This is a genomic window from Streptomyces sp. NPDC104202 (genome assembly GCF_055584185.1).
Window position 1 is genome coordinate 83705 of sequence record NZ_JBVJMN010000007.1, and the last position, 23183, is coordinate 106887.

At 74.2% G+C, this 23183-nt stretch carries 24 protein-coding genes; 10 read left to right on the plus strand and 14 right to left on the minus strand.

Going from position 1 to position 23183, the window contains the following annotated elements; genetic code table 11:
• Positions 1-18: 18 nt before the first annotated feature.
• The 9 genes from ACZ60W_RS07190 to ACZ60W_RS07230 all read right to left on the minus strand — a co-directional run bounded on the left by ACZ60W_RS07190 (position 19) and on the right by ACZ60W_RS07230 (position 10743).
• Positions 19-1176, minus strand: a complete 1158-nt coding sequence (locus ACZ60W_RS07190; RefSeq protein ID WP_469754367.1) for a GNAT family N-acetyltransferase — start codon at positions 1174-1176, stop codon at positions 19-21.
• Positions 1173-1850, minus strand: a complete 678-nt coding sequence (locus ACZ60W_RS07195; protein WP_469754368.1) for a YveK family protein — start codon at positions 1848-1850, stop codon at positions 1173-1175. The genes ACZ60W_RS07190 and ACZ60W_RS07195 overlap by 4 nt, the downstream gene beginning before the upstream one ends.
• 13 nt (positions 1851-1863) lie before the next feature.
• The gene (locus tag ACZ60W_RS07200; RefSeq protein ID WP_469754369.1) at positions 1864-2982 is read right to left on the minus strand and encodes a glycosyltransferase; all 1119 of its coding nucleotides are present in this window, start codon (positions 2980-2982) and stop codon (positions 1864-1866) included.
• The gene (locus ACZ60W_RS07205; protein ID WP_469754370.1) at positions 2979-3782 is read right to left on the minus strand and encodes a polysaccharide deacetylase family protein; all 804 of its coding nucleotides are present in this window, start codon (positions 3780-3782) and stop codon (positions 2979-2981) included. The genes ACZ60W_RS07200 and ACZ60W_RS07205 overlap by 4 nt, the downstream gene beginning before the upstream one ends.
• Positions 3679-5442, minus strand: a complete 1764-nt coding sequence (locus ACZ60W_RS07210; RefSeq protein WP_469754446.1) for a lipid II flippase MurJ — start codon at positions 5440-5442, stop codon at positions 3679-3681. Before ACZ60W_RS07210 ends, ACZ60W_RS07205 begins: the two co-directional genes overlap by 104 nt.
• Positions 5443-5755: 313 nt before the next feature.
• Entirely contained in the window at positions 5756-7096 is a 1341-nt protein-coding gene (locus tag ACZ60W_RS07215; protein ID WP_469754371.1) for an O-antigen ligase family protein, read from the minus strand.
• Between the two features lie 2 nt (positions 7097-7098).
• Positions 7099-8553: a sugar transferase gene (locus ACZ60W_RS07220; protein WP_469754372.1), complete on the minus strand. Its 1455-nt coding sequence runs from the start codon at positions 8551-8553 to the stop codon at positions 7099-7101.
• Positions 8550-9686: a glycosyltransferase family 4 protein gene (locus ACZ60W_RS07225; RefSeq protein ID WP_469754373.1), complete on the minus strand. Its 1137-nt coding sequence runs from the start codon at positions 9684-9686 to the stop codon at positions 8550-8552. Before ACZ60W_RS07225 ends, ACZ60W_RS07220 begins: the two co-directional genes overlap by 4 nt.
• Position 9687: 1 nt before the next feature.
• Entirely contained in the window at positions 9688-10743 is a 1056-nt protein-coding gene (locus ACZ60W_RS07230) for a DUF3344 domain-containing protein (protein ID WP_469754374.1), read from the minus strand.
• A 379-nt stretch (positions 10744-11122) separates the two neighbouring features.
• Between ACZ60W_RS07230 and ACZ60W_RS07235 the strand changes: the two genes are divergently transcribed.
• The 6 genes from ACZ60W_RS07235 to ACZ60W_RS07260 all read left to right on the plus strand — a co-directional run bounded on the left by ACZ60W_RS07235 (position 11123) and on the right by ACZ60W_RS07260 (position 15149).
• Entirely contained in the window at positions 11123-11362 is a 240-nt protein-coding gene (locus ACZ60W_RS07235) for a chaplin (RefSeq protein ID WP_366308514.1), read from the plus strand.
• Positions 11363-11639: 277 nt separating this feature from the next.
• Positions 11640-12470 (plus strand): hypothetical protein, encoded by an 831-nt coding sequence (locus ACZ60W_RS07240; protein WP_469754375.1) that lies wholly within the window; start codon positions 11640-11642, stop codon positions 12468-12470.
• 224 nt (positions 12471-12694) lie between these two features.
• Entirely contained in the window at positions 12695-12976 is a 282-nt protein-coding gene (locus ACZ60W_RS07245) for a hypothetical protein (RefSeq protein WP_366308516.1), read from the plus strand.
• Positions 12977-13209: 233 nt separating this feature from the next.
• Positions 13210-13971: a hypothetical protein gene (locus ACZ60W_RS07250; RefSeq protein WP_469754376.1), complete on the plus strand. Its 762-nt coding sequence runs from the start codon at positions 13210-13212 to the stop codon at positions 13969-13971.
• Between the two features lie 116 nt (positions 13972-14087).
• Positions 14088-14600, plus strand: coding sequence for a hypothetical protein (locus ACZ60W_RS07255; protein WP_469754377.1), 513 nt, complete (start codon positions 14088-14090; stop codon positions 14598-14600).
• Positions 14601-14879: 279 nt separating this feature from the next.
• On the plus strand, positions 14880-15149 hold the full coding sequence (locus ACZ60W_RS07260; protein WP_469754378.1) for a chaplin: 270 nt from the start codon (positions 14880-14882) through the stop codon (positions 15147-15149).
• A 67-nt stretch (positions 15150-15216) separates the two neighbouring features.
• Here ACZ60W_RS07260 and ACZ60W_RS07265 read toward each other — a convergent pair whose 3' ends face one another.
• Both ACZ60W_RS07265 and ACZ60W_RS07270 read right to left on the minus strand, forming a co-directional pair.
• Entirely contained in the window at positions 15217-16083 is an 867-nt protein-coding gene (locus tag ACZ60W_RS07265; RefSeq protein WP_469754379.1) for a tyrosinase family protein, read from the minus strand.
• On the minus strand, positions 16067-16468 hold the full coding sequence (locus ACZ60W_RS07270; protein WP_469754380.1) for a tyrosinase family oxidase copper chaperone: 402 nt from the start codon (positions 16466-16468) through the stop codon (positions 16067-16069). The genes ACZ60W_RS07265 and ACZ60W_RS07270 overlap by 17 nt, the downstream gene beginning before the upstream one ends.
• A 150-nt stretch (positions 16469-16618) precedes the next feature.
• Between ACZ60W_RS07270 and ACZ60W_RS07275 the strand changes: the two genes are divergently transcribed.
• Genes ACZ60W_RS07275 through ACZ60W_RS07285 form a run of 3 tightly spaced genes read left to right on the plus strand, consistent with a single transcriptional unit; the run spans position 16619 to position 18814 of the window.
• Complete coding sequence (locus tag ACZ60W_RS07275; protein ID WP_469754381.1) at positions 16619-17122, plus strand: DUF5949 family protein; 504 nt, start codon at positions 16619-16621, stop codon at positions 17120-17122.
• 20 nt (positions 17123-17142) lie between these two features.
• Complete coding sequence (locus ACZ60W_RS07280; protein WP_469754382.1) at positions 17143-17793, plus strand: vitamin K epoxide reductase family protein; 651 nt, start codon at positions 17143-17145, stop codon at positions 17791-17793.
• A 1-nt stretch (position 17794) separates the two neighbouring features.
• Complete coding sequence (locus ACZ60W_RS07285) at positions 17795-18814, plus strand: glycoside hydrolase family 26 protein (protein WP_469754383.1); 1020 nt, start codon at positions 17795-17797, stop codon at positions 18812-18814.
• Here the strand turns inward: ACZ60W_RS07285 and ACZ60W_RS07290 are convergent.
• Positions 18777-19394 (minus strand): acyl-CoA-like ligand-binding transcription factor, encoded by a 618-nt coding sequence (locus ACZ60W_RS07290; protein WP_469754384.1) that lies wholly within the window; start codon positions 19392-19394, stop codon positions 18777-18779. The genes ACZ60W_RS07285 and ACZ60W_RS07290 overlap by 38 nt on opposite strands.
• Positions 19395-19412: 18 nt before the next feature.
• A complete protein-coding gene (trhA, locus tag ACZ60W_RS07295; RefSeq protein WP_469754385.1) occupies positions 19413-20099 on the minus strand; it encodes a PAQR family membrane homeostasis protein TrhA in 687 nt (228 codons plus the stop codon).
• A gap of 197 nt (positions 20100-20296) precedes the next feature.
• Between trhA and ACZ60W_RS07300 the strand changes: the two genes are divergently transcribed.
• Positions 20297-22120 (plus strand): phosphoenolpyruvate carboxykinase (GTP), encoded by a 1824-nt coding sequence (locus ACZ60W_RS07300; RefSeq protein WP_469754386.1) that lies wholly within the window; start codon positions 20297-20299, stop codon positions 22118-22120.
• Between the two features lie 123 nt (positions 22121-22243).
• Here ACZ60W_RS07300 and ACZ60W_RS07305 read toward each other — a convergent pair whose 3' ends face one another.
• Positions 22244-23176, minus strand: a complete 933-nt coding sequence (locus tag ACZ60W_RS07305) for a poly-gamma-glutamate hydrolase family protein (protein ID WP_469754387.1) — start codon at positions 23174-23176, stop codon at positions 22244-22246.
• Positions 23177-23183: the final 7 nt, after the last annotated feature.

The following is a 23183-nucleotide window of genomic DNA, read 5'->3' on the forward strand; positions in this document are numbered from 1 at the left end:
CGGCCGGGGGGACGACGGTCACGGCGGCGGAGTCGATCCGCCGCCTTGCGGGGGGCGGCGGCCGGGGAGCCGGCCGATCGCCCGCCCGACCCAGGCGCGTTCGCGGGCCTGGGCGGCGGCCCAGCGCCGGACGTCGGCGGCTCCCGCGCGCAGCCAGAGCAGCGGGGCCGCACCGCGCGAGGCGAGGAGCAGCCGGCGGTTGCGGACGGGTTCGGGACGCCAGTGCTGTTTGTACGACTCGCTGCCCCGCAGCATGCTGAGGGTGGCGCGGCCGCCGGTGCTGGTCTCACGGGCCCCGTGCCGCAGGATCATGGTGGCGACGTCGACCTTGCGGGCCCGCAGCGCCGGGTCGGCGCCGTACAGGTAGCCGCCCGCGAGCCGGGGGGACATCAGGGTGAGGTCGGCGGCCACCACGTCCCCGGCGAGCCGGAACTCGGTGACCATCGCGTCGCCGCGCTCGACCATGGGCCGCACGGCCCGGGTGAGGTGCTGCGCGAACCGGCGGCTGGTGTGCTCGGCGGTCACGCCCCGCCCCTGCCACTGCAGCCGGTGGAGCGCCAGGAGCCGGTCGAGGGCGGCCGGGACCTCGTCGCCGGTGACGATGTGCGCGTCGATGCCGAGGGCGTCCATCTTGCGGAGCTTGGCGCGGACCCGTTGGGCCTTGCCGGAGGGGATCCGCTCCAGCAGCCCCTCCATGGGGACGGCGGGCAGCTCCAGGCAGAGCGAGTCCGGCAGGCGCCGGCGCGGCCCGCGCCAGTGGGCGAAGACGCGTTCGCTGGCGGCCCCGGGCCGCACCTCCCGCAGGTCGACGACCGCGCCGCGGGCCGCCCGGGCCACCCCGCGGGCCAGCGCCGGCACCGCGTCGGGGCAGTCGTCGTCGAGGAGGACGTCCGTGAAGTCGGTGATGGCGCCGCCGAGCTGGGTCAGCACCGGCAGCGGCCCGCGGGACCGCATCAGGGGCGCGGCGGCCACGAGTCCGCCGTCGGCGCGCCGTACGAGCACCACCCGCAGCGTGCCGGGACGGCCGTACGAGAGCCACCAGGAGTGCAGCCAGGAGTGGGACTGGAAGGGGGTCGCGGAGGAGCACCGGCCGTACAGCGCCGTCCACTCGGCCGCGAGGCGCCCGAAGGCCTCCTCGTCACGGCAGATCTCCGTCCGCAGGTCTCTCGGCGTCACACCGCCTCCGGCTGGTGCGCGGCGGTCGCCGGGGCGGGCACCGCGGCGGAGGCGGCCGGGGCGGCGGACTGCCGGGAGTGCCGGGCCTCGCCGCGGACGCCGGTGCGCTTCGGGCGGACCAGGAGGGCCAGACCGCCGAGGAGGCCGCCCGCGCAGGCGCCGACGAGCGCCGAGAGCGGCGCGGACGGCGACACCGGGTCGACGGGCCTGGTGGCACGGGAGAACTGCACGACCTTGACGCCGGTGCTGCCGGCGACGTGCGAGCTGTCCAGGATCAGCGCACGGGCCACACCGTCGGCCATGGACACCGCCTTCGCGGGCCGGTCGGCGCGGGCGGTGATCGAGATCATCGGGGCGTCGGGGGAGGTCTCGGCCTGCACGTTCCTGCGCAGGGTGTCGGCGGTGACCCCGGCCCACACCTGGGCGTCGCCGGTCACCGCGATGTCGGTGGCGACCCGCCCGTACGCCTGGGCGAAGCCGAGCGCCGCCGCCGGGTCGGACTTCTCGGCCGGCACGACGATGACGTAGCTGGTGGCCGCGTACTGCGGGGTCTTGACGGCCCCGTAGCCGCCGCCGAGCGCGGCCCCGGCGAGGACCGCCGCGGGCAGGACCGCCCAGCGGCCGGGGGACCGCAGGCCGGTGGGGAGCAGGGCGCGGGATGGGGTGTTCTTCATGGTGCGGGCTCTCTCACTTGGCGGGGGAGGACTGTTCGTAGAGGGACATCAGCTGCCGTGCGCTGCGCGCGATGTCGTAGTGCCGGGCGGCCGCCGGGGCCGGGAGCCGGACGGTCCGGGCGTCCCGGACGTCGTGCAGCGCGGAGATCAGCTCGGGCACGGACCCGCCGATCCGCCGCGCGCCCGGTGCCGCGTCCGGCCCCAGGTCCTCGATCGCGGGGCAGGCCGCGTACAGCACCGGCAGTCCCGCGGCGAGCGCCTCGACGACGGCCAGGCCGAAGGTCTCGTCGGGGGAGGTGGACACGAAGACGTCCATCGCGGCCAGCAGGTCGGGCAGCGAGGGGCCGTGCGCGGTGGCGGCCGGCGGATCCTGGCAGGCGCCGGCCAGCAGCACCCGGTCCGCGGCGCCGCACGCGCGGGCCACCTCCAGCAGCTCCTCGCGCCGGTCGCCCTCGCCGACGAGCAGCAGCCGGGACTCCGGCACGGCGGCCACCGCCCGTACCAGCCGGTCGAACCGCTTGCCCGCCGTCAGCCGCCCCACCCCGCCCACGACATGGGCGTCCCGGGGGATGCCGAGGGCGTCCCGGGTGCGGAGCCGGGCGTCGGCGTCGAAGGCGAAGCGGTCCGTCTCGATGCCGTTGGGCACCACGCGGATGCGGGCCGGCGGCACGCCCCAGTCGGCGAGCCGGCGGGCGACGCTCGGCGAGACGGCGACGGTGGAGCTGCCGAGCCGCTCGGACGCCAGGTACAGGGCGCGGGTGCCGGCGGAGAGGGGACGGCCCTCGATCTGCGTCTCGCCGAGGGAGTGCTCGGTCGCGATGACCCGGCGCACCCCGGCGATCCTGGCCGCCGCCCTGCCGTACACGCACGCTCTGTACAGGTGCGTGTGGACGAGGTCGTACCGGCCCTGCCGGACGATCCGGGCGAGCCGGGGCAGCGCGCCGACGTCGCGATTGCCGGTCATGCCGAGGTGGGTGACGCGGGTGCCGTCCGCCTCGATGCCCGCGGCGACCGGGCCCGGATTGGTGAGGGTCACCACGTCGCCGCGGACGGGCAGATGGCGCAGCAGCAGACGCAGCTGCTGTTCGGCGCCGCCGATGCCGAGCCCCGTGATGACGTGCAGGACCCTCACCGCGCACCCACCGAGGCCGGGCCGAGCGGGGCGGTGACGAGGTCGGCGGGGTGGCGGCGGCGCAGCGGGTGCAGGACGCGCTTGGCGGCGAGCCGCAGGGAGGTGTCGCCCTCGCCGATGTGGACGCGGGGCAGGGCGTACGTGCTGGTGTGCGGGCCCGGGTCGATCGCACAGCCGTAGGAGTAGCCGGCCTTCCGCACGGCGCGCATCGCGCGCGGGTCGACCTTCCCGTACGGGTAGCAGAAGCCGTCGACGGGTGCGCCGGTCATCTCCTCCAGGAGCGCGCGGCTCTGCCGGGTCTCGGCGGCGAGCAGCTCGTCGTCGGCCTCGGGGAGCGGGACGTGCGTCAGGCCGTGCGAGCCGATCTCCATGCCGGCCGCGGAGATCCGCACGATCTGGTCCTCGGTCAGCAGCGACTTGCGCGGTCCCGCGGCGTCCCAGGCGTTCTCGCCGCCGAGCCGGCCCGGCAGGACGAACACCGTCGCCGTGAAACCGTGCCGCCGCAGCAGCGGCAGCGCCGAGTCGAGGAAGTCCGCGTAGCCGTCGTCGAAGGTGAGGCCCACCAGGCCCCTGGCGCACCCGGCCGCGGTGGCGGCGAGCAGCTCGCGCACCGAGACCCCGCGCAGCCCGCGGTCGGCCAGCCAGTGCAGCTGCCGGGCGAAGCGTACGGGCGAGACGGTCACGCGGTACGGGTCGTCAGCGGGGTCCGTGATCGAGTGGTACATCGCCACCCACAGGGGCGGTTTCACCCACAGGGGCGGCTTCGGCAGCAGACTGCGCAGCGCGGTGGCGGCGGGCATGGGGCGTCCTCCGGGAGACGGAGCGGGGCAGGGGCGGAATCTCGGGCGCCCTGGGGGCGCAGGTGAGGAAGAGCAGGAAGACGCCGCAGACGGCCGCGCAGGCCACGGCGACGGCGAGGACGGCGGGGCCGATCGCGAGCTGGCACAGCCAGCCGGCGCCGGTGGCCCACGCGCCCGCGGCGGCGAGCCGGAGGAGACCCTCCCCGAGCCGGTCGGCCCGGACCGGGACGGACTGCCGGTGCGCGCCGCGCAGCAGCAGCACGGCGGTGACGGTGATGCCGAGGGCGTTGGCGGCGGCGATGCCGACCGACCCCCAGGAGTGGGCGGCGGCCACCCCGGCGGCCGCGGTCGTCGCGAGACCCGCGGCCATGGCGGCGGCCGGGTACCAGAGCGGCCGGGCGGCGGAGAAGTAGCAGCGGACGAGGGCGCCGACCATCGTCTGGCCGAGCAGGCCCAGCGCGTACACCCGCATGACGGCGGCGGTGGCGGTGGTGTCGGCCGGGCCGAACTCCCCCCGCTCGAAGAGCAGCTCGACGATCCTCGGGGCGGCCGCGATCACGGTGGAGGCGCCGACGAGCACCACGACCGCGGCCAGCAGCAGATCCCGCTCGACCCGCCGGCGGGCCGCCTCGGCGTCGCCCGCCGCGAGGGCGCGGGCCACCACCGGGAAGCTGACCGTGCACAGCATCAGGGAGAGGATCATCGGCATCTGGGCGACCTTCTGCGCGTAGTTCAGATGCGAGATGGCGCCGGCGGGCAGCGGGGAGGCGAGGAACCGTTCGATCAGGGTCTGCGACTGGCGGCACAGCGAGAACGCGACGACGGGCGCGATCAGGCCGAGGAGCACGATCCGGCCCTCGCCCGTGCCGCCGGACGCGGGCGACGCCGGTTCCCGGACGGCCGCGGGCCGGCTCCGCAGCTCGCGCAGGAGCGACGGCGCCTGCACCAGGACCATCAGGACACCGCCGACCGCGACCCCGGCGGCCGCCGACCGCACCCCCCACGGCCCGCGCAGCAGCAGGATGGTGCCGATGATGCCGACGTTGTACGCCGTGTAGATGGTCGCCGGGGGCACGAAGCAGCCGTGCGCGCGCAGCGCGGCGGAGCAGTAGCCGACCAGCGCGAAGGACAGCACGCACGTCGCGGTGAGCCGCGTGCAGTCGATCGCGAGCCCGGGGTCGGGCAGCCCCGGCGCCAGGAGGGACACCAGGAGCGGCGCGGCGACGACGAGGACGGCCGCCCCGGCCCCCACCGCGAGGGTGAGCCGGGGCAGCGTGCCGCGCACCAGCGCCCGCACCGGGTCGAGCGGCGCACCGCCCGCACGGCGGGCCAGCGCACGCGAGAAGGCGGGCACCATGATCAGCGCCATCGCGTCCTCGATGAGCAGCGTCGACGCGAACTCGGGGACCGTCCACGCGACCAGGAACGCGTCGGTCTCCGCCCCCGCCCCGAAGTACCCGGCCAGGATCTGGTCCCGTACGAGTCCGAGGAGCGCCCCGAGCGCGGTGAGCGCGGCGGTCACTGCCGCCGCCTTCGCCAGGAAACCCCGCCCCTGCGTCCGGTCCGTCCCGGCCGCCGGCCGCCGGGGCCGCGCGTGCGCCCGTCGTCCCGCGGGCCGGGCCGGCGCCGCCACGCCCCTGGCGGTGCCGCGCACCGTCACCCGCCGCGCCCCGGCGAGCCCCGCGGCGCCGGAGGCCCCGGCCACCGCGGCACCGGCCGGCGCGGACGCCCCGCCGTCCCGCCGGCACGTGCCGGTGGAGCGGCCCGCCGTCGCCGTGGCGAGCGGAGCGCCCGCGGCGTCCGGTACGGGCCCCGGCAGCAGCGCGGCCTCCGGGGCCCACGGGGAGTCCGTGGGCCCCGGAGGCGCGGTCGGCCAGGGGTCGGTCAGGGGTGCGCCGCAGGGAGGCCGGGGCGCGGGGCGCGATCCGTCGGGCCACGGCGTGTCCGTGGGCTCCGGTTCACCCGCCCACGGATCACGCACGCCTCACCTCCGCCAGCGCCCACCAGGCCGCCAGACCCAGCACGACCGACATGAGGACCGTCGACGGGCCGCCGATGTCCGCGTAGAAGAAGTCGATGAGCTGCCAGGCGAGCAGGCCCGTCGCCACCAGGGCGCAGTCCGCGCCCAGCCGCCGTCGGCGCAGCGCGCCCACGAGCAGCGCCAGCCAGCTGCCGGCCAGGGCGAGCAGCCCCACGAGTCCCTGCTCGCTCAGCACCAGCAGGTACATGTTGTGCGGCGACAGCAGCGGCTGGCGGGCGAAACCGGCGCCGGCGCCGGCGGTGTCGCTGCCCGAGGACAGCGCCACGGAGGCGTTGGAGTCGCGGTAGGCGGGGAAGCCCTTCAGGCCGACGCCGGTGACCGGCTCCGACCGCCACATCCGCCCGGCCGCCGCCCACATCGTGTACCGGTCCGTCACCGACTGGTCGGGCGCGGCCGTCACCTGCGTGATGCTGGTGACCCGCTCCTTCACCATCTCCGAGCCGATGCCCAGACCGCCGACGAGGACGACGCCCAGCGCGCCCGCCGCGAGGGCGACCCCGGCGGCGCGCCGCGGGCCCGCGAGGAGCAGCTGGACCGCGCAGGCGAGCACGGTCGCGATCCACGCACCCCGGCTGAACGACAGCACCAGCGGCACGAAGAGCAGCCCCGCGCAGACCATGGCCGCCGTCCGGGTCCGGCCCGGCCCGCTGCCGAGCGCGATCCCCGTGACGACCACCAGCCCGTACGCCACCACCGTCGCCATGCCCATCACGTCGGTCGCCCCGAAGGTGCCGACGGCCCGGACGTCCTCGCCCTGGTACGAGGCGCCCGTCCCCGTCAGGTACTGCGTGACGCCGACCGCGCCCTGGAGCAGGGCGAAGGCGACCAGGCCCCAGGCGACCACGGCGAAGTCCCGCCGGTCGCGGATCATCAGGAGCACGGCGGCCGGGACCAGGACGAAGACCTGCACGTACCGGGCGACGCCCGGCAGGCTCGCCGCCGGGTCGTTCGAGGTGATCGCGGCCAGGCAGACGCCGAGGACCGGCAGCCCGAGGACGACGGCCGCCGTCCGGGTCAGCGGCCGGGCGCCGTCGCGCACCACCCGGACCAGGCAGATCAGGACCAGCAGTCCGGAGGCCGCGTCCGCGACCGTCCCCGTGCCGCCGGTGCCGCCCTGCGCCCCGCCGCCGCCCGGGACGAGCAGCAGCGCGATCACGGCGAGGACCGGGGACAGCGCGCCGACCCGGCGCAGCCACCCGCGGACGTCGGCCTTCCGCGTGTCCGGCTGCCGTACGGCCGGGTCGACCGCCGTCACCGTCACGGCCGTGGCCATCCTCAGCTCCCCGTCGGTCGGACGAGCCCGGCCGCCGTGCGCAGCAGGATGCAGACGTCCTGCCAGAGCGACCAGTGGTCGATGTAGTGGTTGTCGAAGCGGCAGCGGTCCTCGATGGAGGTGTCGCCGCGCAGGCCGTGCACCTGCGCCAGACCGGTCAGACCGACCGGCATCCGGTGCCGGGCCGCGTAACCGGCATGGATCTTGCTGAACTGGGCGACGAAGTACGGCCGTTCGGGGCGCGGCCCGACCAGGCTCATGTCCCCCCGCAGCACGTTCCACAGCTGCGGCAGCTCGTCGAGCGAGCTCTTGCGCAGGAAACCGCCGGCCGCGCTCATCCGCCGGTCGCCCGCCACGTTCCAGCGGGTCGCCGACTCGGTGTCGTCGGACGGGCGCAGCGTACGGAACTTCAGCAGCGTGAAGTGCCGGCCGTGCTGGCCCACCCGCTCCTGGCGGAAGAGGACCCCCGGACCGTCCGAGAGGCGCACGGCCAGCGCGCACAGCAGCAGCACCGGGAGGGCGAGCGCCAGCGCGGGCGCGGCGAGCGCGATGTCGAGCACCCGCTTGGCCGTCGGTCCGCGCCGCTCGCCCAGCGGGGCGACCCGGTGCCAGGCGTGCCCCCACAGGTGCTCGCCCATCGGGCCGTCCTGGTGCCGCCCGCCGACCCGCCAGGTCGTGCAGCCGTAGTGCTGGAACAGCGACATCAGACCGGGGTCGTCGTCCAGGAACAGCGCGTCCCGCACGGCGTTCTGGATGACCGCCCGGTGGATCTCCTCCGTCGTCGTCAGCACCGGGAGGGCGGGCTCCCCGGCCGGCCGGGCGGCCCCGCCCTGCTCCGGCACGCCCACGATGCCGACCGCCCGCACCCCGTACTCGGGGTGCTGGGCGACCGACGCGGCGAACCGGCGCGCCACCCCCGTCCCGCCGACGACGAGCGCCGAGCGGGGATGGGCGCGGGCCACCCGCCGGCGCCGGGCCAGCACCAGGGCGCGCACCACGCAGACGACGGCGACGTGCGTGACGTACGCGGCGGTCAGCCGCAGCGGGCCGATCGCGAGCACCGGGGAGTACGCGGCGGCGCCGGCCGCCGCCAGGCACCAGACGACCCCGGCGCGGGAGGCGAGCGCGGGCAGCTCGTCCAGGGCCCGGACGTGCGCCGCGGGCCGGTAGAGACCGGCGCGGCCGTCGAGGACCAGCACGAGCACCGCCACCGGCAGCAGCAGCCGGACGTCCTGGTGCGTCGAACGGAGAAGGGCGGCCGCGGCGAGGACGGCGAGGCCGTCGACGGCGACGAGCGCCGCCCGCCCGCCGGACCGCGGCCGGACCCGGCGGTGGCGCGGCCGGGCGATCCGGCCGGTCGGCTCGCGGCGCGGCGCGAGGGAGGCGAGCCCGTAGGCATGTCCCGCCGTGGGCCAGGGGCCGGGCGAGGAGGGAACGCTGGTACTTTCCGTGGTCACTGCGCAATCGGCTCTCTGTGCTCGGCCCCCCGCACGCCGGCCAGCTCGCGGTAGACGTCCGCGATCGCCGCGCCGGTGCGCCGGACATCGAATCTGCTGAGTACGTGTTCGTGGGCCTCGCGGCCCAGGCGCTGCCGCAGCTCCGGCCGGCCGAGGAGGCGGCCCAGGGCGGTGGCGAGCGCGGCCGGGTCCTCGGGCGGGACCAGGCACTCGGGTGCGTGGGCGGGCGGCAGGCTCTCGCGGGCGCCGTCCACGTCGCTGACGACGACCGGCCGGCCGCTCGCCATGGCCTCCAGCGGCGCGAGCGCCATGCCCTCCCAGCGGGACGGCAGGACGACCACGTCCGCGGCCCGGTACCAGGGGGCGGTGTCGTCGACGGCCCCGGTGAACCGCACCGAGGGGCCGGCGGCGGCACGCAGCCGTTCGCCGTCCGGGCCGTCGCCGACCAGGACCAGCCGGGCGGTCGGCACCTCCGCGAGGATGCCGGGCCAGGCCGCGAGGAGCACGTCCTGCCCCTTCTGGCGGCAGAGCCGGCCCACGCACACCACGGTGGGGGCCGGGTTGCCGGGCGGTCCGTCGGTCGCGAACCGGGCCACGTCCACACCGTTGTGGACGACCGACCAGCCGGCGGCCACCCCGGCCGCCTCGCCGGTACGCCGCTCCGCCTCGCTCACGCAGACGATCCGGTCCGCCCAGCGGGCGCCGAACCGCTCCCAGCGGCGGGCGAGCGCGGCGGTGGTCCCCTCGACGGCCTCGAACGACCAGGCGTGGGGCTGGTACACCGTCGGGATCCGTCCCCGCAGGGCCAGCCGGGCGCACAACCCGGCCTTGGCGCTGTGCGCGTGGACGATCCCGGGCCGCACGGCGCGGATCACCCGGGCCAGCTCCCTCGTCTCGCGGACCAGCCGGGGACCTGGGTCCCGGCCCGCCCGCCAGTCGTGGGTCTCGGCGCCCTCGGCGCGGACGGCCGAGGACAGGGCGGTGCCGGGCGGGCAGGCGACGGCGACCCGCAGGCCGGCGGCGCGCTGGGCGCGGACCAGGTCGACGACGACCCGGGCGACCCCGCCGTCGCCCGGCTGGACCGCGTGCAGGACGGTGACGGACGCGAGGTCCGTGTCTCGTGAAGGCAGCACGTCAGCGCCGGACGTCCGCCTGGAGGAAGAGCGCACCGAGCCAGACGGTGTCCTTCCGGCTGCCGAACCGGACTTCGACACGGTCCCCTCCCTCGCGCAGCGCTCCCCGCAGGTCGAAGACGTCGGAGTCGTACCCGAGGGTGTTCGTACCATCGGGGAAGCGGACCGTACGACCGGCGCCGAATTCGGTGATGCTGGAGTTCATGACGTCGTCCGCGGAATTGGCGGAATCCGAGAGCCTGGTGCTCTTCGAGCGGCTCGTGTGCACCGCGAGATAATCCCCGGAAGTGCCGCGGTCACCGTCATAGGCGACCACTCCGAGCTGTCCGCGCGTGCCGCGGGGAAATGGGTTTCCGTCGACCGGGACACGCAGCTCACCGCGGCGCGGGCCGATCGTTTCGAAACCGTCCCAGACGGTGATCCGGCGCAGTGGTTCGGACGCCTTCTCGTACGCCGCGACGAGCGTCCAGCCGCCCCAACCGCCGACCGCGGAACGGCCCTTGGCGACGTTGACCTGGGCGACCGTCCACTGTCCCGGCCGCGAGCGGCGGACCAGGTCGGTGACGTCCGCGGACGCCTGGAACGCGTCCGCGCCGTCCGCCGCGCGGTGGCCGATCAGGGAGTCCGCGAGGAGCGCCTTGTACGCGCCGCCGGGCTCGGCGATCAGCACGCGGCCGTTGTCCGCGGGCGGCTTCTGCTCGCCCACCCGCAGGTTCCCGCCCCAGTAGAGACGGGCCCAGCTGACCCGCGCGCCCGCCGGGACCGCGAGCGCGGCCCGGCTGGAGTTGTAGGTCAGGGGGTCGTCGTCCACGTCGACGTACGCGATCGCGGCGCCGTCGTTCACCGACTCGGTGCCCTCCGCGCCCCTCGTCGAGGAGTCGGCGGCGCGTACGACCCCACCGTGCTGCACCGTCGCGTAGCGCGCGGCGAAGGGGACACGGTCCGCCTCGCCGGGCCGGGTGGTGGCGGAGGCGACCGGCAGCGCGGCGGTCAGCGCCGCACACGACAGGACGCACAGCACGCTGCGCCGCACAGCGGGAATCGCAGAATTCCGCATACAGGTTCTCCGCTTTGATGAGAGAAGAGAGGGAAGACCCGAGTAGGCCGGGCGGGAGGAAGGTGTCGTCCGCACGAAATGGGTGAACGCGCGGCCGGCCCGGAAGCAACGTTCGGGAACGTTATAACCCCGACGCGGGGCGATAGTAAGCATTAGATGCTTGGAAACGCTAACTCCCGTATCCAGGTGGCAGGTTCCTCGTTGAGCGTGTTGCGCCATTCCACGGCCTGTAGCCCCAACGGCCCTCTTATGGCCCAAAGATCGGTTGAACGTCACCCGTTCGGGAGAGCAACCGATGAAAACCGGGGGCGTTGTTGAGGGAGCCGGGCCGAACAGTCCGCGCAGTCCGCGTTGAATTTCGATCGAGGAGAGCTTCTCCATGTCCCGTATCGCCAAGGCCGTTGTTCTGACCGTGGGTGCCGCCGCCGCCGTCGCCGGTGCCGCCGGTGCCGCCGCCGCCGACGCCGGCGCCGAGGGCGCGGCCGTGAAGTCCCCCGGCGTCGGCTCCGGCAACGTCGTCCAGGTCCCGGTGCATGTCCCGGTCAACCTCTGCGGCAACACGGTCAGCGTCATCGGCGCGCTGAACCCGGCCTTCGGCAACACCTGCGTCAACGCCTGATCCGGCACGCCTGATCGGTCCTTCCGAAGCCGGTGCGCCCATCCCTCCGGGGGTGGGCGCACCGGCTTTTCCCGTGCGGTCACTGGTCCGTTACTCGTTCGGCGGCACCCTCGTGCGCCGTTCGGTGCAACGGCGTACGCCCCTTCGAGGGGCAGGGTGGGGGCCGGGATTCACTCGAAAGGAGGCGTGGCGCTGCGTAGCTCTGCGGTTGCGGAGCGCTATACCCGCAGGCACCGTGAGAGGGCAGTTGTCCGACGCATAAGGAAAAGGAACACATATGCGTCCCCTCGCCCCACCCCGTCTCACCGCCCTGGCGATATCCGCGGTCCTCACCCTCGGCGCGGCGGGATCCGCCGTCGCCGGCGAGCACCCTCCGCCCACCGCGGCCGAACGGGCCGCCCGCGCACCCCTCCCCGACGTGGCCGCCCTGCTGGCCCAGGCCGAGGCGCTCGGAGAGCTGGGGTCCGTGACGACCCCCGTGTCCGAACTCGTCACCGCCGCCCTGAAGGCCGACTCCGGCCGGCTGCCCGCGGCCGACGTCGAGGCGTTCAAGGCCAAGATCGCGGCCGCCGTCGAGCAGGCCAAGGGCACGGCCCCGGCCCCGCTGCCGGAGACCCCCGCGGCCCCCCTCCCCGTGACCCCGCCCGCCGCGGAGCTTCCCGCGACTCCGCCGGCTCCCGAACTCCCGGTCACCCCACCCGCGGTGGAGACCCCGGTGGGCCTGCCCGTGAAGCCGCCCGTGAGCCTGCCCGTCGGGGCCGCCGCGAAGGCCGCGGAGGCGGCCCCCGCGGACGTGGTGGGCGACGTGCTCGCCACGGTGGAGAAGGCGGTCGCCGGGCTGCTGGCCGCCGTCACCTCCGGTGACGCCGCCGGAGTCGTCCCGCAGGTCACCGCGACGCTGACCTCGCTCGTCGACCTCGTCGTCGCGACCGTGCTCGGCAGCGGCCTGCCCGCGCCGGACCTGGCCGGCCTGCCCGCGCTGCCGGCCCTCCCGGTCCCGGCGCCCGAGCCGCCGGTCGAGGCGCCGCAGCTGCCGGTCGAGGCGCCGGCGAAGCCGCCGGTGGGCGTGCCCGAGCTGCCGGTGACGCCCCCGCTGCCCGTCCGGTAGCCGTCCCCTCGTCCGTGCCGGTCCGGCCTCCGCCGGGCCGGCGCGGACGCGTGCGGTCGGCAAATAGCACCGGTCCGCATCGATCGGGTGCAGTGTCGAGAAATCCTTCCTCCCGGAGTTTCCGGGGAGCGCACTCCTCGTTACAGAAGCAGAACGATGTACAGGATTCGGCCAAGAACCCTGTACAGCACGTGACTTGAAAGTACAGAGGAAGGATTCACTCCATGAAGCCCACCAAGGTCGCCGCGGTCGTCGCCGGTTCGCTGATGGCGCTGGGTGCCGCCGCGCCCGCCATGGCCACGGAGGCGCTGACCCCCACCAGCCTGAACGGTGGACTCGAAGCGATCGCCGCCAATGGGCTGAAGACGGACGTGCTGAGCAGCACCACGGACGGCTCCCCGGTCAAGAGCGTCACGGACGCGGCCACCCAGCTGAACGAGACCACCAAGGGCGCCCCGCTCCTCGGCGGCCTCCCGGTCCCCGGCGGCCTTCCGCTCGGCGGCTGACGCCACCTCAGTACCCCTTCACCGAAGGGCGCTTACGGCCGCCTTCGCGCCGCCGTTCCTCACGGTCGGCTGATCGAATGATTTTCTGATCAGCTGCCGTGTGGCCCCCGCGGCACGCGGTGGCCCCACCCATACCCTCTGGCCAGTCCCACCCGAACGTCGGAGTGGACCAGGCCGGTCGGAGCGAGGGGGGATCCTCACCGGTCTCTCCCTTTCTCCAGAGGAAGAGCGGTATGCGGTCCATCATCAGCAGGAAAGTACTCACCGCGGCGGCAGCGACCGGGATCCTGTCGCTGAGCGGCGGATTCGCCCTGGCCGCGGGTTCCCACGCCGGTACGGGCGACGGGCACGGCCCCGCCTCCGCCGGCCATGCCCAGGCCCCCCTGCCGCCCGACGTCTGCGGCCACGGCATGGATCTCGGCGGCTTCGTCGCGGAAGCCGTCGGCGACCTCTGCGCCCAGGCGGAGGAACCCGGCGGCTACGGCGACGAACCGACCCACCCGCCGACCAAGCCGCCGACGCACCCGCCGACCCACCCCCCGACGCACCCTCCGACGACGCCGCCGACCCACCCGCCGACGCACCCGCCGACGACGCCTCCGACGACGCCGCCGACCAAGCCGCCGACGACGCCTCCCACGCACCCGCCGACGCATCCCCCGACGACGCCGCCGACCAAGCCGCCGACGACGCCTCCCACGCATCCGCCGACGCATCCCCCGACGACGCCGCCGACCAAGCCGCCGACGCACCCGCCGACGACGCCTCCCACGCATCCGCCGACCCACCCGCCGACGAAGCCCCCCACGCACCCGCCGACGACGCCGCCGACCACTCCGCCGACGAAGCCGACGACCCCGCCCACCGGGCCCCCTGAGCTCCCCGAGACCGGTGGCGACCCCGCGCTCATGGGCGCGGCCGCGATCAGCGCCGCGCTGATCATCGGCGGCACGGTCGTGTACCTGAGGGGCGGACGGGTCGGCCGCCGCCACTGACCGCCGCCCCCCCCACGCGTCAACCGGGGCCCTCGCCTTCACCGGTGAGGGCCCCGCGCGTTGCTGCACACGGGTTAGTCCCGCGACGTTTCGGCCGAGGGGCTCGTTCACCTCACATGACTCTGCGTTCTCACGCGGGCATGGGGCTCCTCATGACCGCGCTCGCCTCCGCCACCCTGGCCTCTCCCGCCGCCGCCGTCGAGGCGCCGGTGATCGTCCCGCTCCAGGGCCTCGACCCGGTCCTGCCGATGGACGCGCCGACCGTGGCGACCGGCGTTCCCGTCCCGATGCCCGGTGCACCCACCGGCTTCCAGAAGGGCCTCGGGGCACTTCCCGACCTGACGCTGCCGAGCGTCCCGCTCACCGGCACCGTCCCCGGCACCGTCGTCGACGCGCCGCTGCCCGAGGTGCTGCGGGACAGCGAGCCCGGCCGCGCGCTGCTCAGCAGCCCGCACTCGGAGATGCGGGCGGCCACGCCCGGGGCGGTCGTCGGCAACCCGCTGGAGGCCCCGCGCGGCGACGGACTCGCCGGCCTGCCCGACCTCACCAAGCCCCAGGTCGGTCTGCTCACCCCGATGCTGAGCGGCGCCCTCGACCCGCAGCTGGGCCTGGCGCCGGAAGCGCACTGACGGAGCACCGGCCCCCCGGCCGGGTGAAGACACGATTCTTCCCCGCCACCCCACGGGTTCTCGCTCGTTGGATCAAGAGGCTTGTCGCATGGCCGCGGCCCGCGGTCCGAAGCCGTCCCGTCGTATCCGGCGGCGGACGGATTTCGGACCGCGGGCCATTATTTCGATTTTCCTTCCTCCCGTTCGGCGCAATGGCCGTGACCCGGCCCGGATATCGGCGTTGAACGGGTATGACGGCCGTGATTCCTGCGGTCGCGTTACACGTCCAAGGAGTTCTTGATGTCTCGCATCGCGAAGGCTGCCGCTGTTCTCGCCGGCACGGGTGCCGTTGCCCTCAGCGGAGCCGGCCTGGCCGTCGCCGACTCGGGCGCCGAGGCCGTCGCCGCCCACTCGCCCGGTGTCGCCTCCGGCAACGTCGTCCAGGTCCCGGTGCACGTCCCGGTCAACCTGTGCGGCAACACCGTCAACGTCATCGGCCTGCTGAACCCGGCGTTCGGCAACACCTGCATCAACGCCGACGGCAACGGTGACGGCGGCTACGGCGGCTGATCCCCCCCCCGCTCCACACGGGTGTCCCCCCGGTCCGTCGGACCGGGGGGACACCCGTGTGCGGAGCTCACGCGTAGCGGTAGACGCGACTGTGGTCGAACATCTCCGCCGGGGTCACGCCCCAGGGCGCCATCGGCTGGTGCCGGGCGGTCACCTTCCGGTACTGCGCGTCGCCCAGCGGCGGTGGCTCCGCCGGCAGGTAGGCGGCGCCGGGGTTGCGCTGCTGCCACCGCGACCAGACCAGGTCGACGAAGGAGTGGTGCAGCCAGAACACCGGGTCGTTCACCGAGCCGCCGCCGAGCATCAGGCCCCCGACCCAGCGGTGCACCCGGTTGTGGACGCGGAAGCGCTCGTTGCCGGTGCCCGGGGCCCAGCCCTCCAGCCGGTTGCGGAACCCGGAGCGGCTCGTGGAGTTCCAGGGCGCCGCGTCGTACACCCGCTCCCGCATCACCTCGTCCAGCTGGGCCGCCGTCGGCAGCGTGATCGGATCGCGCGGACGGCCGAAGTCCCTGGTCAGGAAGCGGCCCTCGGTCATCGCGTTCGTGACGGTCCACCGGCCGCCGGAGTGCGCGAAGGGGCCGGTCATCACCTGGAGGTCGGCGCGGCGGCCGTTGCCGCCCATGAAGTCCTCGCCCCAGATCGACGACGCCGGGCTGTTGTCCCGGGTCCAGTCCCAGTACGGGACGGAGACCGTCGGGTCGATCCGGCGCAGCGCCTTCTCGAACTCCAGCAGGAACCGGCGGTGCCAGGGCAGGAAGCTGGGCGCCATGTGGGCCACCCGGAGCTTCCCCTCGCCGTCCGCGGAGTAGTAGTCGATGTGGGTCCGCACGAACTCGTCGTACGTGCCCCTGCGCTTGAGCTCCAGGACGGCGGCGACGAACTTGCGGCGCTCGGCCGCGGTCAGATCGCGCTGGTTCTTACGCGTGTACACCACGCGGGCTCCCTCCCGTCGGGTCGGTGTGGACGCCGTGGGCGCCGGCGAACCGGGAGAGCGGGGCCGTGCCCAGCTCGTCCACGGCCGCGCGGGTCGCCGCCAGCGGCGTCGGGCAGGACTCGTAGTGGTCGATCGGCGTCAGGTACCCGCCGTCGGCGCAGCGCATCAGATGCAGCGGCCGGCCGTCGACGAGGGCCACCGGCCCGCCGTCCGGACCGGTGAAGCCGAGCAGGCGGCGGCCCCGGTACATCTCGTCGAAGGCGTGCGCGTCGCCCCGGTCGCCCGACGGCGGGCGGGCCGCGACGCGGCCGAGGGCGGCGCCCGTGAAACCGGTGACGGCCAGCGCGAAGAGGGACCGCAGTGCGACGCGGCGCGGGACGATCATGAGTGATCTCCTCGTGGTCGGCTAATGCCCTCAGGGCACAACGATGAAATCCCGGGTTCGTTGCGCCGGAAATGCCAGCGGCGTGAATATCGGCCGTTCGAGTGAAAACGGCGCGGGGAAAGGGTGGTTGGAGCATTAGCATCCGGTTTCATGACCACTTCCAACGTCGTTTCCTCGGCGCGCAGCGCCTCTCCGCTGGGAACTCTCACGGTGATCCCGTGGTCCAGCGAGCCCTCCGCCGACGCGGCCGGCACGCCGTTCCTCATGGCGTACTCGCTCGGTGACGGCCGGGACGGGCCGGAGGCCGGTCAGCAGGCGATGCGCACGGCCCTGGAGTCGGCCGGCCTCTCCGTCGGCGACCGGCTCTTCGACCTGGAGAAGGACGCCGGGATCAACGCCACGCTGCTCGTCGAGGGCGGCTCGGCCGTCCTCAACCTGCCCTTCCTCAAGGTGCAGTGCCCCGTGCCCGACGAGTGGCAGGAGGCCGCCCGCGAGCGCGGACAGGTCTATCTGATCTGCTCGGTCCGCCCCTGGCCCGAGGCCGTCCCCGGGCAGCCGGTCGAGGAGGCGCAGCTGCGGGCCTTCGTCTCCGACGAGGAGATGCTCGCGGACAGCGCCCACGTCCTGATGCCGGTCCGCCGCCTCCAGGGCTGAGCGGGAAGGGGGTGCGCGTCATGGCGACGGCGAACGTACGGGGCGGGGTGCCCGCGCAGCGGCAGGAGGAGGCCCCGCCGGAGACCGGCGGGGCGGTGCACGGCGCGAGCCGGGCCTTCGCCTGGATGCTGATGGTCACCGGGGCGGCGGGCGTGCTGGCCGGCTGGGTGATCACGATCGACAAGTTCAAGCTCCTGGAGGACCCCGGCTTCCAGCCCGGGTGCAGCCTGAACCCGGTCGTCTCGTGCGGCAGCGTCATGAAGAGCGAGCAGGCCGGGGTCTTCGGGTTCCCCAACCCGATGCTCGGGCTCGTGACGTACGCGGTCGTCGTCGCCGTCGGCGCGGGGCTGCTCGCCGGGGCCCGCTACCGGGGCTGGCTGTGGCTGGGGTTGAACGCCGGGATGCTCTTCGGCGTCGGCTTCTGCACCTGGCTGATGTTCCAGTCGCTGTACGAGATCAACGCGCTCTGTCTGTGGTGCTGCCTGGCGTGGGCCGCCACCCTCGTCATGTTCTGGTACGTCACCGCGCAGAACGTCCGGACCGGCGTCCTGCCGGCCCCGGCCGGGCTGCGGACCTTCTTCGGCGAGTTCGCCTTCGCCCCGCCCCTCCTGCACGCCGGGATCATCGGGATGCTGATCCTGACCCGCTGGTGGGACTTCTGGACGAGCTGACGTGAACCCCCGCCTTCCCCGGCCGCGGGCCGCACTGATCGTGCTGCTCGCGGCCCTCGTCGTCCTCCTGTTGTCCTACGACCGGCTCGCGCCGGGCGGGCGGCACACCGGCGGCCGGGAGCTGCCGGAGACGCGGCCGCTGACCGGGGTGCCCTCGGGCTTCTTCACCGGTTCCGACGAGGCCGGGGTGCGGCGGATCGCCCGGGTGCAGAGCTGGCTGGGCGGCGACCGGCTCAGCGTCGGGCACACCTACCTGCCGGGCGACCGCTGGTCCAACATCGAGGGGCATCCGGCGCTCTTCGAGCCCTGGGCCCGCTGGAAGGCGGAGCGGCCCGGGCGCCTCTTCGTGCTGAACGTGCCGCTGCTCGACCGCAACGAGGCGGGGCTGCCGGACGCCGAGGTGCGGGCCGGGCTGCGGCGGGGCGCCGGGGGCGCCTTCGACGGGCACTTCCGGGTGCTGGGGGAGCGGCTCGTGGAGCACGGCCTCGGGGACGCGGTCCTGGTCCTGGGCTGGGAGATGAACGGCACCACGTACAGCCACCGCTGCGGCCCCGACCCGGCGGCCTGGAAGGCGTACTGGCGGCGGGTGACCGAGGTGTTGCGGGGGGTCCCGGGGCAGCGCTTCCGGTTCGACTTCACGCCGAGCCGGGGGCTGGACGCCATCGCGTGGCCCGCGTGCTACCCCGGGGACGACGTCGTCGACGTCATCGGCCTGGACGCCTACGACCAGCCGGAGGGGCTCTCCTTCGAGGAGCAGGTGACCGAGGAGTACGGGCTCGCTCACCACGTGCGGTTCGCGGCGGAGCACGGCAAGCCGGTCTCGTACCCGGAGTGGGGGCTCTTCCGGAACGGCGACAACCCGGCGTACGTGCGGGGGATGCTCGACTGGTTCGCCACGCACCGGCCGGTGTACCAGACGGTCACCGACTACTGCCCGCACGGGGTGTGGGGGTGCGCGGAGAACCCGGAGTCGGCGCGGATCGTCAGGGGTGCGCTGGGGGCTCCGCCAGGCCCGTCCTGAGGGTGTCGACCGTGCGGTCGAGGAGCGCGGACAGGTCGTCGGAGCGGTCGTGCTCCGCCCAGTGGAGGGCCGCCTCGCGCAGGGCGCCGAGGGCGGCCGCCGTGAAGACGCGCACCTCCAGGTCGTCGGCGCCCCGGCCGGTCCGCTCGGCGACCGCGCGGGCCAGCCGGCGGCCGGTGGCCGCGGTGGTCTCGGTGAGCCGGGCCCGCACGGAGGGGATCTCCACCATCAGCCGGGCGCGCAGCAGGGTCTCCGCGGGCTCCGCGGCGAAGGCGGTGCCGACGGCTTCGAGGACGACGGCGCGGAGGGATTCGAGGGGCTCCTCGCCGGCGGGCCTGGCCCGCAGCCGGGCCTCCAGGTACGCGTCGTCCTCGTCGGTGAGGAGGATGTCCTCGCGGACCGGGAAGTAGCGCACCACGGTGGAGGGGGAGACCTCGGCGGCCTCGGCGATCCGTTCGGTGGTGGCGGCGTCCCAGCCCTCCTCCGCGGCGAGCCGGCAGGTGGCCTTCCGGATCGCCGCGCGGGTCCTCGCCTTCTTGCGTTCGCGCAGGCTCGGACGGGAAGTGGGTTCGGCGGCCATGGAGGCCATTGTCCCGGGTCAGGCGTGCTGGTAGGCGACCAGCGAGATGCCGACGTAGTGGACGATGAAGGCGGCGAGCGTCAGGGAGTGGAAGACCTCGTGGAAGCCGAACCAGCGCGGTGACGGGTTGGGGCGCTTCATGCCGTAGATGACGCCGCCCGCGCTGTAGAGCAGTCCGCCGACGATGACGAGGACGAGGACGGCGATGCCGCCCGCGCGCATGAAGTCGGGCAGGAAGAAGACGGCGGCCCAGCCCATCGCGATGTAGCAGGGCGTGTAGAGCCAGCGGGGCGCGCCGACCCAGAAGACCCGGAAGGCGATGCCGGCCGTCGCCGCCGCCCAGACCGCCCACATGAGCGGCTTCGCGGTGGAGTCCGGGAGCAGCAGCAGGGTGAGCGGCGTGTAGGTGCCCGCGATGATCAGGAAGATGTTGGCGTGGTCGAGGCGCCGGAGCACGGCCTCGCCGCGCGGTCCCCAGTTCCCGCGGTGGTAGAGCGCGCTGATGCCGAAGAGCAGGCAGGCGGTGAGGACGTAGATCCCGCAGGCGATGCGGGCGCGGGGCGAGTCGGAGAGGGCGACGAGGACGAGGCCCGCGACGATCACCGCGGGGAACATGCCCGCGTGCAGCCATCCCCGGAGCCGGGGCTTCGTCGGGAGCGACGGCGGGCGCTCGAGCGGGGTCACTTCCGGCGTGGCTGCAGTCATGGAAACGAATCGTACCTACGCCCCCGTAGGTGCCGGATACGAGTGGCGATGCTCACGTGTGCACCCCCCTGGACATATGGGCGGATCCATCGGATGATCAAATGAGTGCGGTCGGCACCGGATGAGCAGCTACGAAGCATCCGGGTCGCGGCCCCCACGGGGCATACATCTAAAAAACCCCTCAACAAGGAGCAATCGTGGCGCGCGACAACGCGGCTCCCACCACCGTCCCCACCCAGCACCGGGAGCTCGTCTCCTGGGTGAACGAGATCGCCGAGATCACCCAGCCGGACAGCATCGTCTGGTGCGACGGGTCCGAGGCCGAGTACGAGCGCCTGTGCGAGGAGCTCGTCGCCAAGGGGACCTTCACGAAGCTCGACCCGGCCCTGCGCCCGAACTCGTACTACGCCGCCTCCGACCCGACGGACGTCGCGCGTGTCGAGGACCGGACCTTCATCTGCTCCGAGAAGGAGGAGGACGCGGGCCCGACCAACCACTGGAAGGCCCCGGCCGAGATGAAGGAGCTCTTCGCGGGCTCCGAGGGCATCTTCCGCGGCTCCATGCGCGGCCGCACCATGTACGTCGTGCCCTTCTGCATGGGCCCGGTCGGCTCCCCGCTCTCCGCCATCGGCGTCGAGATCACCGACTCCGCGTACGTCGCCGTCTCCATGCGCACCATGACCCGCATGGGACAGGCCGTCCTCGACGAGCTCGGCACCGACGGCTTCTTCGTCAAGGCCGTCCACACCCTCGGCGCCCCCCTGGAGGAGGGCCAGGAGGACGTGGCGTGGCCGTGCAACTCCACCAAGTACATCTCGCACTTCCCCGAGACGCGCGAGATCTGGTCGTACGGCTCGGGCTACGGCGGCAACGCCCTGCTCGGCAAGAAGTGCTACGCGCTCCGCATCGCCTCCGTCATGGCGCGTGACGAGGGCTGGCTCGCCGAGCACATGCTGATCCTCAAGCTCACCCCGCCGCAGGGCGAGGCGAAGTACGTCGCCGCCGCGTTCCCCTCGGCCTGCGGCAAGACCAACCTCGCCATGCTGGAGCCCACGATCTCCGGCTGGACCGTCGAGACCATCGGCGACGACATCGCCTGGATGCGCTTCGGCGAGGACGGCCGCCTCTACGCGATCAACCCCGAGGCCGGTTTCTTCGGCGTCGCCCCCGGCACCGGCGAGCACACCAACGCCAACGCCATGAAGACCCTCTGGGGCAACTCCGTCTTCACCAACGTCGCGCTCACCGACGACGGCGACGTGTGGTGGGAAGGCATGACCGAAGAGCTGCCCAAGCACCTCACGGACTGGAAGGGCAACGACTGGACGCCGGAGTCCGAGACCCCGGCCGCCCACCCGAACGCCCGCTTCACCGTCCCGGCCGGGCAGTGCCCGACGATCGCGCCCGAGTGGGAGGACACCAAGGGCGTCCCGATCTCCGCGATCCTCTTCGGCGGCCGCCGCGCCTCCGCCGTCCCGCTGGTCACCGAGTCCTTCGACTGGAACCACGGCGTCTTCCTCGGCGCGAACGTCGCCTCCGAGAAGACCGCCGCCGCCGAGGGCAAGGTCGGCGAGCTGCGCCGCGACCCGTTCGCCATGCTGCCGTTCTGCGGCTACAACATGGGCGACTACATGGCCCACTGGGTCAAGGTGGGCGCGACGGCCGACGCCGCCAAGCTGCCGAAGATCTACTACGTGAACTGGTTCCGCAAGAACGACGCGGGCAAGTTCGTCTGGCCCGGCTTCGGCGAGAACAGCCGCGTCCTGAAGTGGATCGTCGAGCGCCTGGAGGGCAGGGCCGAGGGCGTCGAGACCCCCATCGGCATCCTGCCGACCCCGGAGTCCCTGGACACCGAGGGCCTGGACCTGCCGGCCGAGGACCTGGAGTTCCTCCTCAAGGTCGACCGTGACGTGTGGCGCGAGGAGGCCGCCCTGGTCCCCGACCACCTGAACACCTTCGGCGACCACACGCCGAAGGAGCTGTGGGACGAGTACGAGGCGCTCGTGGAGCGCCTCGGCTAGTCCCTCCGAGACTCGTGGTGGGTTGCCCCGAAACACCGCCCTGACCAGTGGGGTCACGACGGCCCACCACGACGCATCCGGCCCCCGGAGCCCCCTCAGGCTCCGGGGGCCGGCGCACGTCCGCTACAGGATCGGCTGGCCCGCCTCGACGGTGGCGATCGCCCGGCGGCAGGCGTCGCGGAAGGCCTCGAACCGCCCGCCGGACCTGTTCCACGTCGCGGCGCGCGCGGACCGCGAGGAGGAGTCGCCGAAGAGGCTCTGGCGCAGCTCCGTGGTCAGCTCCAGCTGGGCGCCCATGGAGAGCATCGTCAGGTTGCAGGGGTTGGCGGCGTGACTGCCGTCGAACTCGCCCAGCGTGGCGGAGTACCGGGTGTCGTACGCGTCGACCGCCTGGAAGCCCGCGGCCTTGATCTCGGTGACCAGGGCCGTGCGGAAGGCGGGGTGGAGGCCGCCGACGACGGCGACGGCGCGGTCTCCGGTCGTGGGGAACTCGGCCGTGGGCAGCTTGATCTGACCGAACGTGCAGCCGTGCAGCGACAGCACGTTGAGATGGCTCCGCGCGGTCGCCAGCGCGACGTGGTCGTCGCAGTTCTTCGAGGTGACGTGCAGATCGCCGTTCCCGCCGGAGAGCAGGCCCTCGAACATGAAGTAGTCGTGCACGGTCGGCAGGACCGGGTCCCCGGCGGCGTCGGACGGGCTGTAGCCGGCGATGCCCAGGCACAGCTCGCTGGTGCCGATCTCGATCCCGCCGCCGTGCAGCGCGAGCACCGCGGTGCGCGGGAAGGCGTACGTCCCGCCCGTCGCGAGGTCGAACTGCTGGTGGCGGCGGTACCGGCGGCCGTACGCGACGCCCTCGACCAGCTCCGGGTCCCGGTACAGCGCCGTGTTGGAGGGGTACTCCGGCTTCGCCGGGTCCACCGCGGCCGCCCCCGTGGTGACGGCGGCGGCCGGTGCGGCGGCCGCGAGCTGGCCGAGGACGGGGGCGCCCGCGGTGGCGGCCGCGGCGAAGGCGCCGAGGACGGCGCGGCGTGACGTGGGGCGCTGGTCGAATGTCATGCGCGGA

Bases quoted from the DNA above. Each gene is read 5' to 3' on its own strand.
- ACZ60W_RS07195 (WP_469754368.1), bottom strand. From the start codon at position 1,850: ATGAAGAACACCCCATCCCGCGCCCTGCTCCCCACCGGCCTGCGGTCC.
- ACZ60W_RS07205 (WP_469754370.1), bottom strand. From the start codon at position 3,782: ATGCCCGCCGCCACCGCGCTGCGCAGTCTGCTGCCGAAGCCGCCCCTG.
- ACZ60W_RS07215 (WP_469754371.1), bottom strand. From the start codon at position 7,096: ATGGCCACGGCCGTGACGGTGACGGCGGTCGACCCGGCCGTACGGCAG.
- ACZ60W_RS07230 (WP_469754374.1), bottom strand. From the start codon at position 10,743: ATGCGGAATTCTGCGATTCCCGCTGTGCGGCGCAGCGTGCTGTGCGTC.
- ACZ60W_RS07235 (WP_366308514.1), top strand. From the start codon at position 11,123: ATGTCCCGTATCGCCAAGGCCGTTGTTCTGACCGTGGGTGCCGCCGCC.
- ACZ60W_RS07240 (WP_469754375.1), top strand. From the start codon at position 11,640: ATGCGTCCCCTCGCCCCACCCCGTCTCACCGCCCTGGCGATATCCGCG.
- ACZ60W_RS07245 (WP_366308516.1), top strand. From the start codon at position 12,695: ATGAAGCCCACCAAGGTCGCCGCGGTCGTCGCCGGTTCGCTGATGGCG.
- ACZ60W_RS07250 (WP_469754376.1), top strand. From the start codon at position 13,210: ATGCGGTCCATCATCAGCAGGAAAGTACTCACCGCGGCGGCAGCGACC.
- ACZ60W_RS07255 (WP_469754377.1), top strand. From the start codon at position 14,088: ATGACTCTGCGTTCTCACGCGGGCATGGGGCTCCTCATGACCGCGCTC.
- ACZ60W_RS07260 (WP_469754378.1), top strand. From the start codon at position 14,880: ATGTCTCGCATCGCGAAGGCTGCCGCTGTTCTCGCCGGCACGGGTGCC.
- ACZ60W_RS07270 (WP_469754380.1), bottom strand. From the start codon at position 16,468: ATGATCGTCCCGCGCCGCGTCGCACTGCGGTCCCTCTTCGCGCTGGCC.
- ACZ60W_RS07275 (WP_469754381.1), top strand. From the start codon at position 16,619: ATGACCACTTCCAACGTCGTTTCCTCGGCGCGCAGCGCCTCTCCGCTG.
- ACZ60W_RS07280 (WP_469754382.1), top strand. From the start codon at position 17,143: ATGGCGACGGCGAACGTACGGGGCGGGGTGCCCGCGCAGCGGCAGGAG.
- ACZ60W_RS07290 (WP_469754384.1), bottom strand. From the start codon at position 19,394: ATGGCCGCCGAACCCACTTCCCGTCCGAGCCTGCGCGAACGCAAGAAG.
- trhA (WP_469754385.1), bottom strand. From the start codon at position 20,099: ATGACTGCAGCCACGCCGGAAGTGACCCCGCTCGAGCGCCCGCCGTCG.
- ACZ60W_RS07305 (WP_469754387.1), bottom strand. From the start codon at position 23,176: ATGACATTCGACCAGCGCCCCACGTCACGCCGCGCCGTCCTCGGCGCC.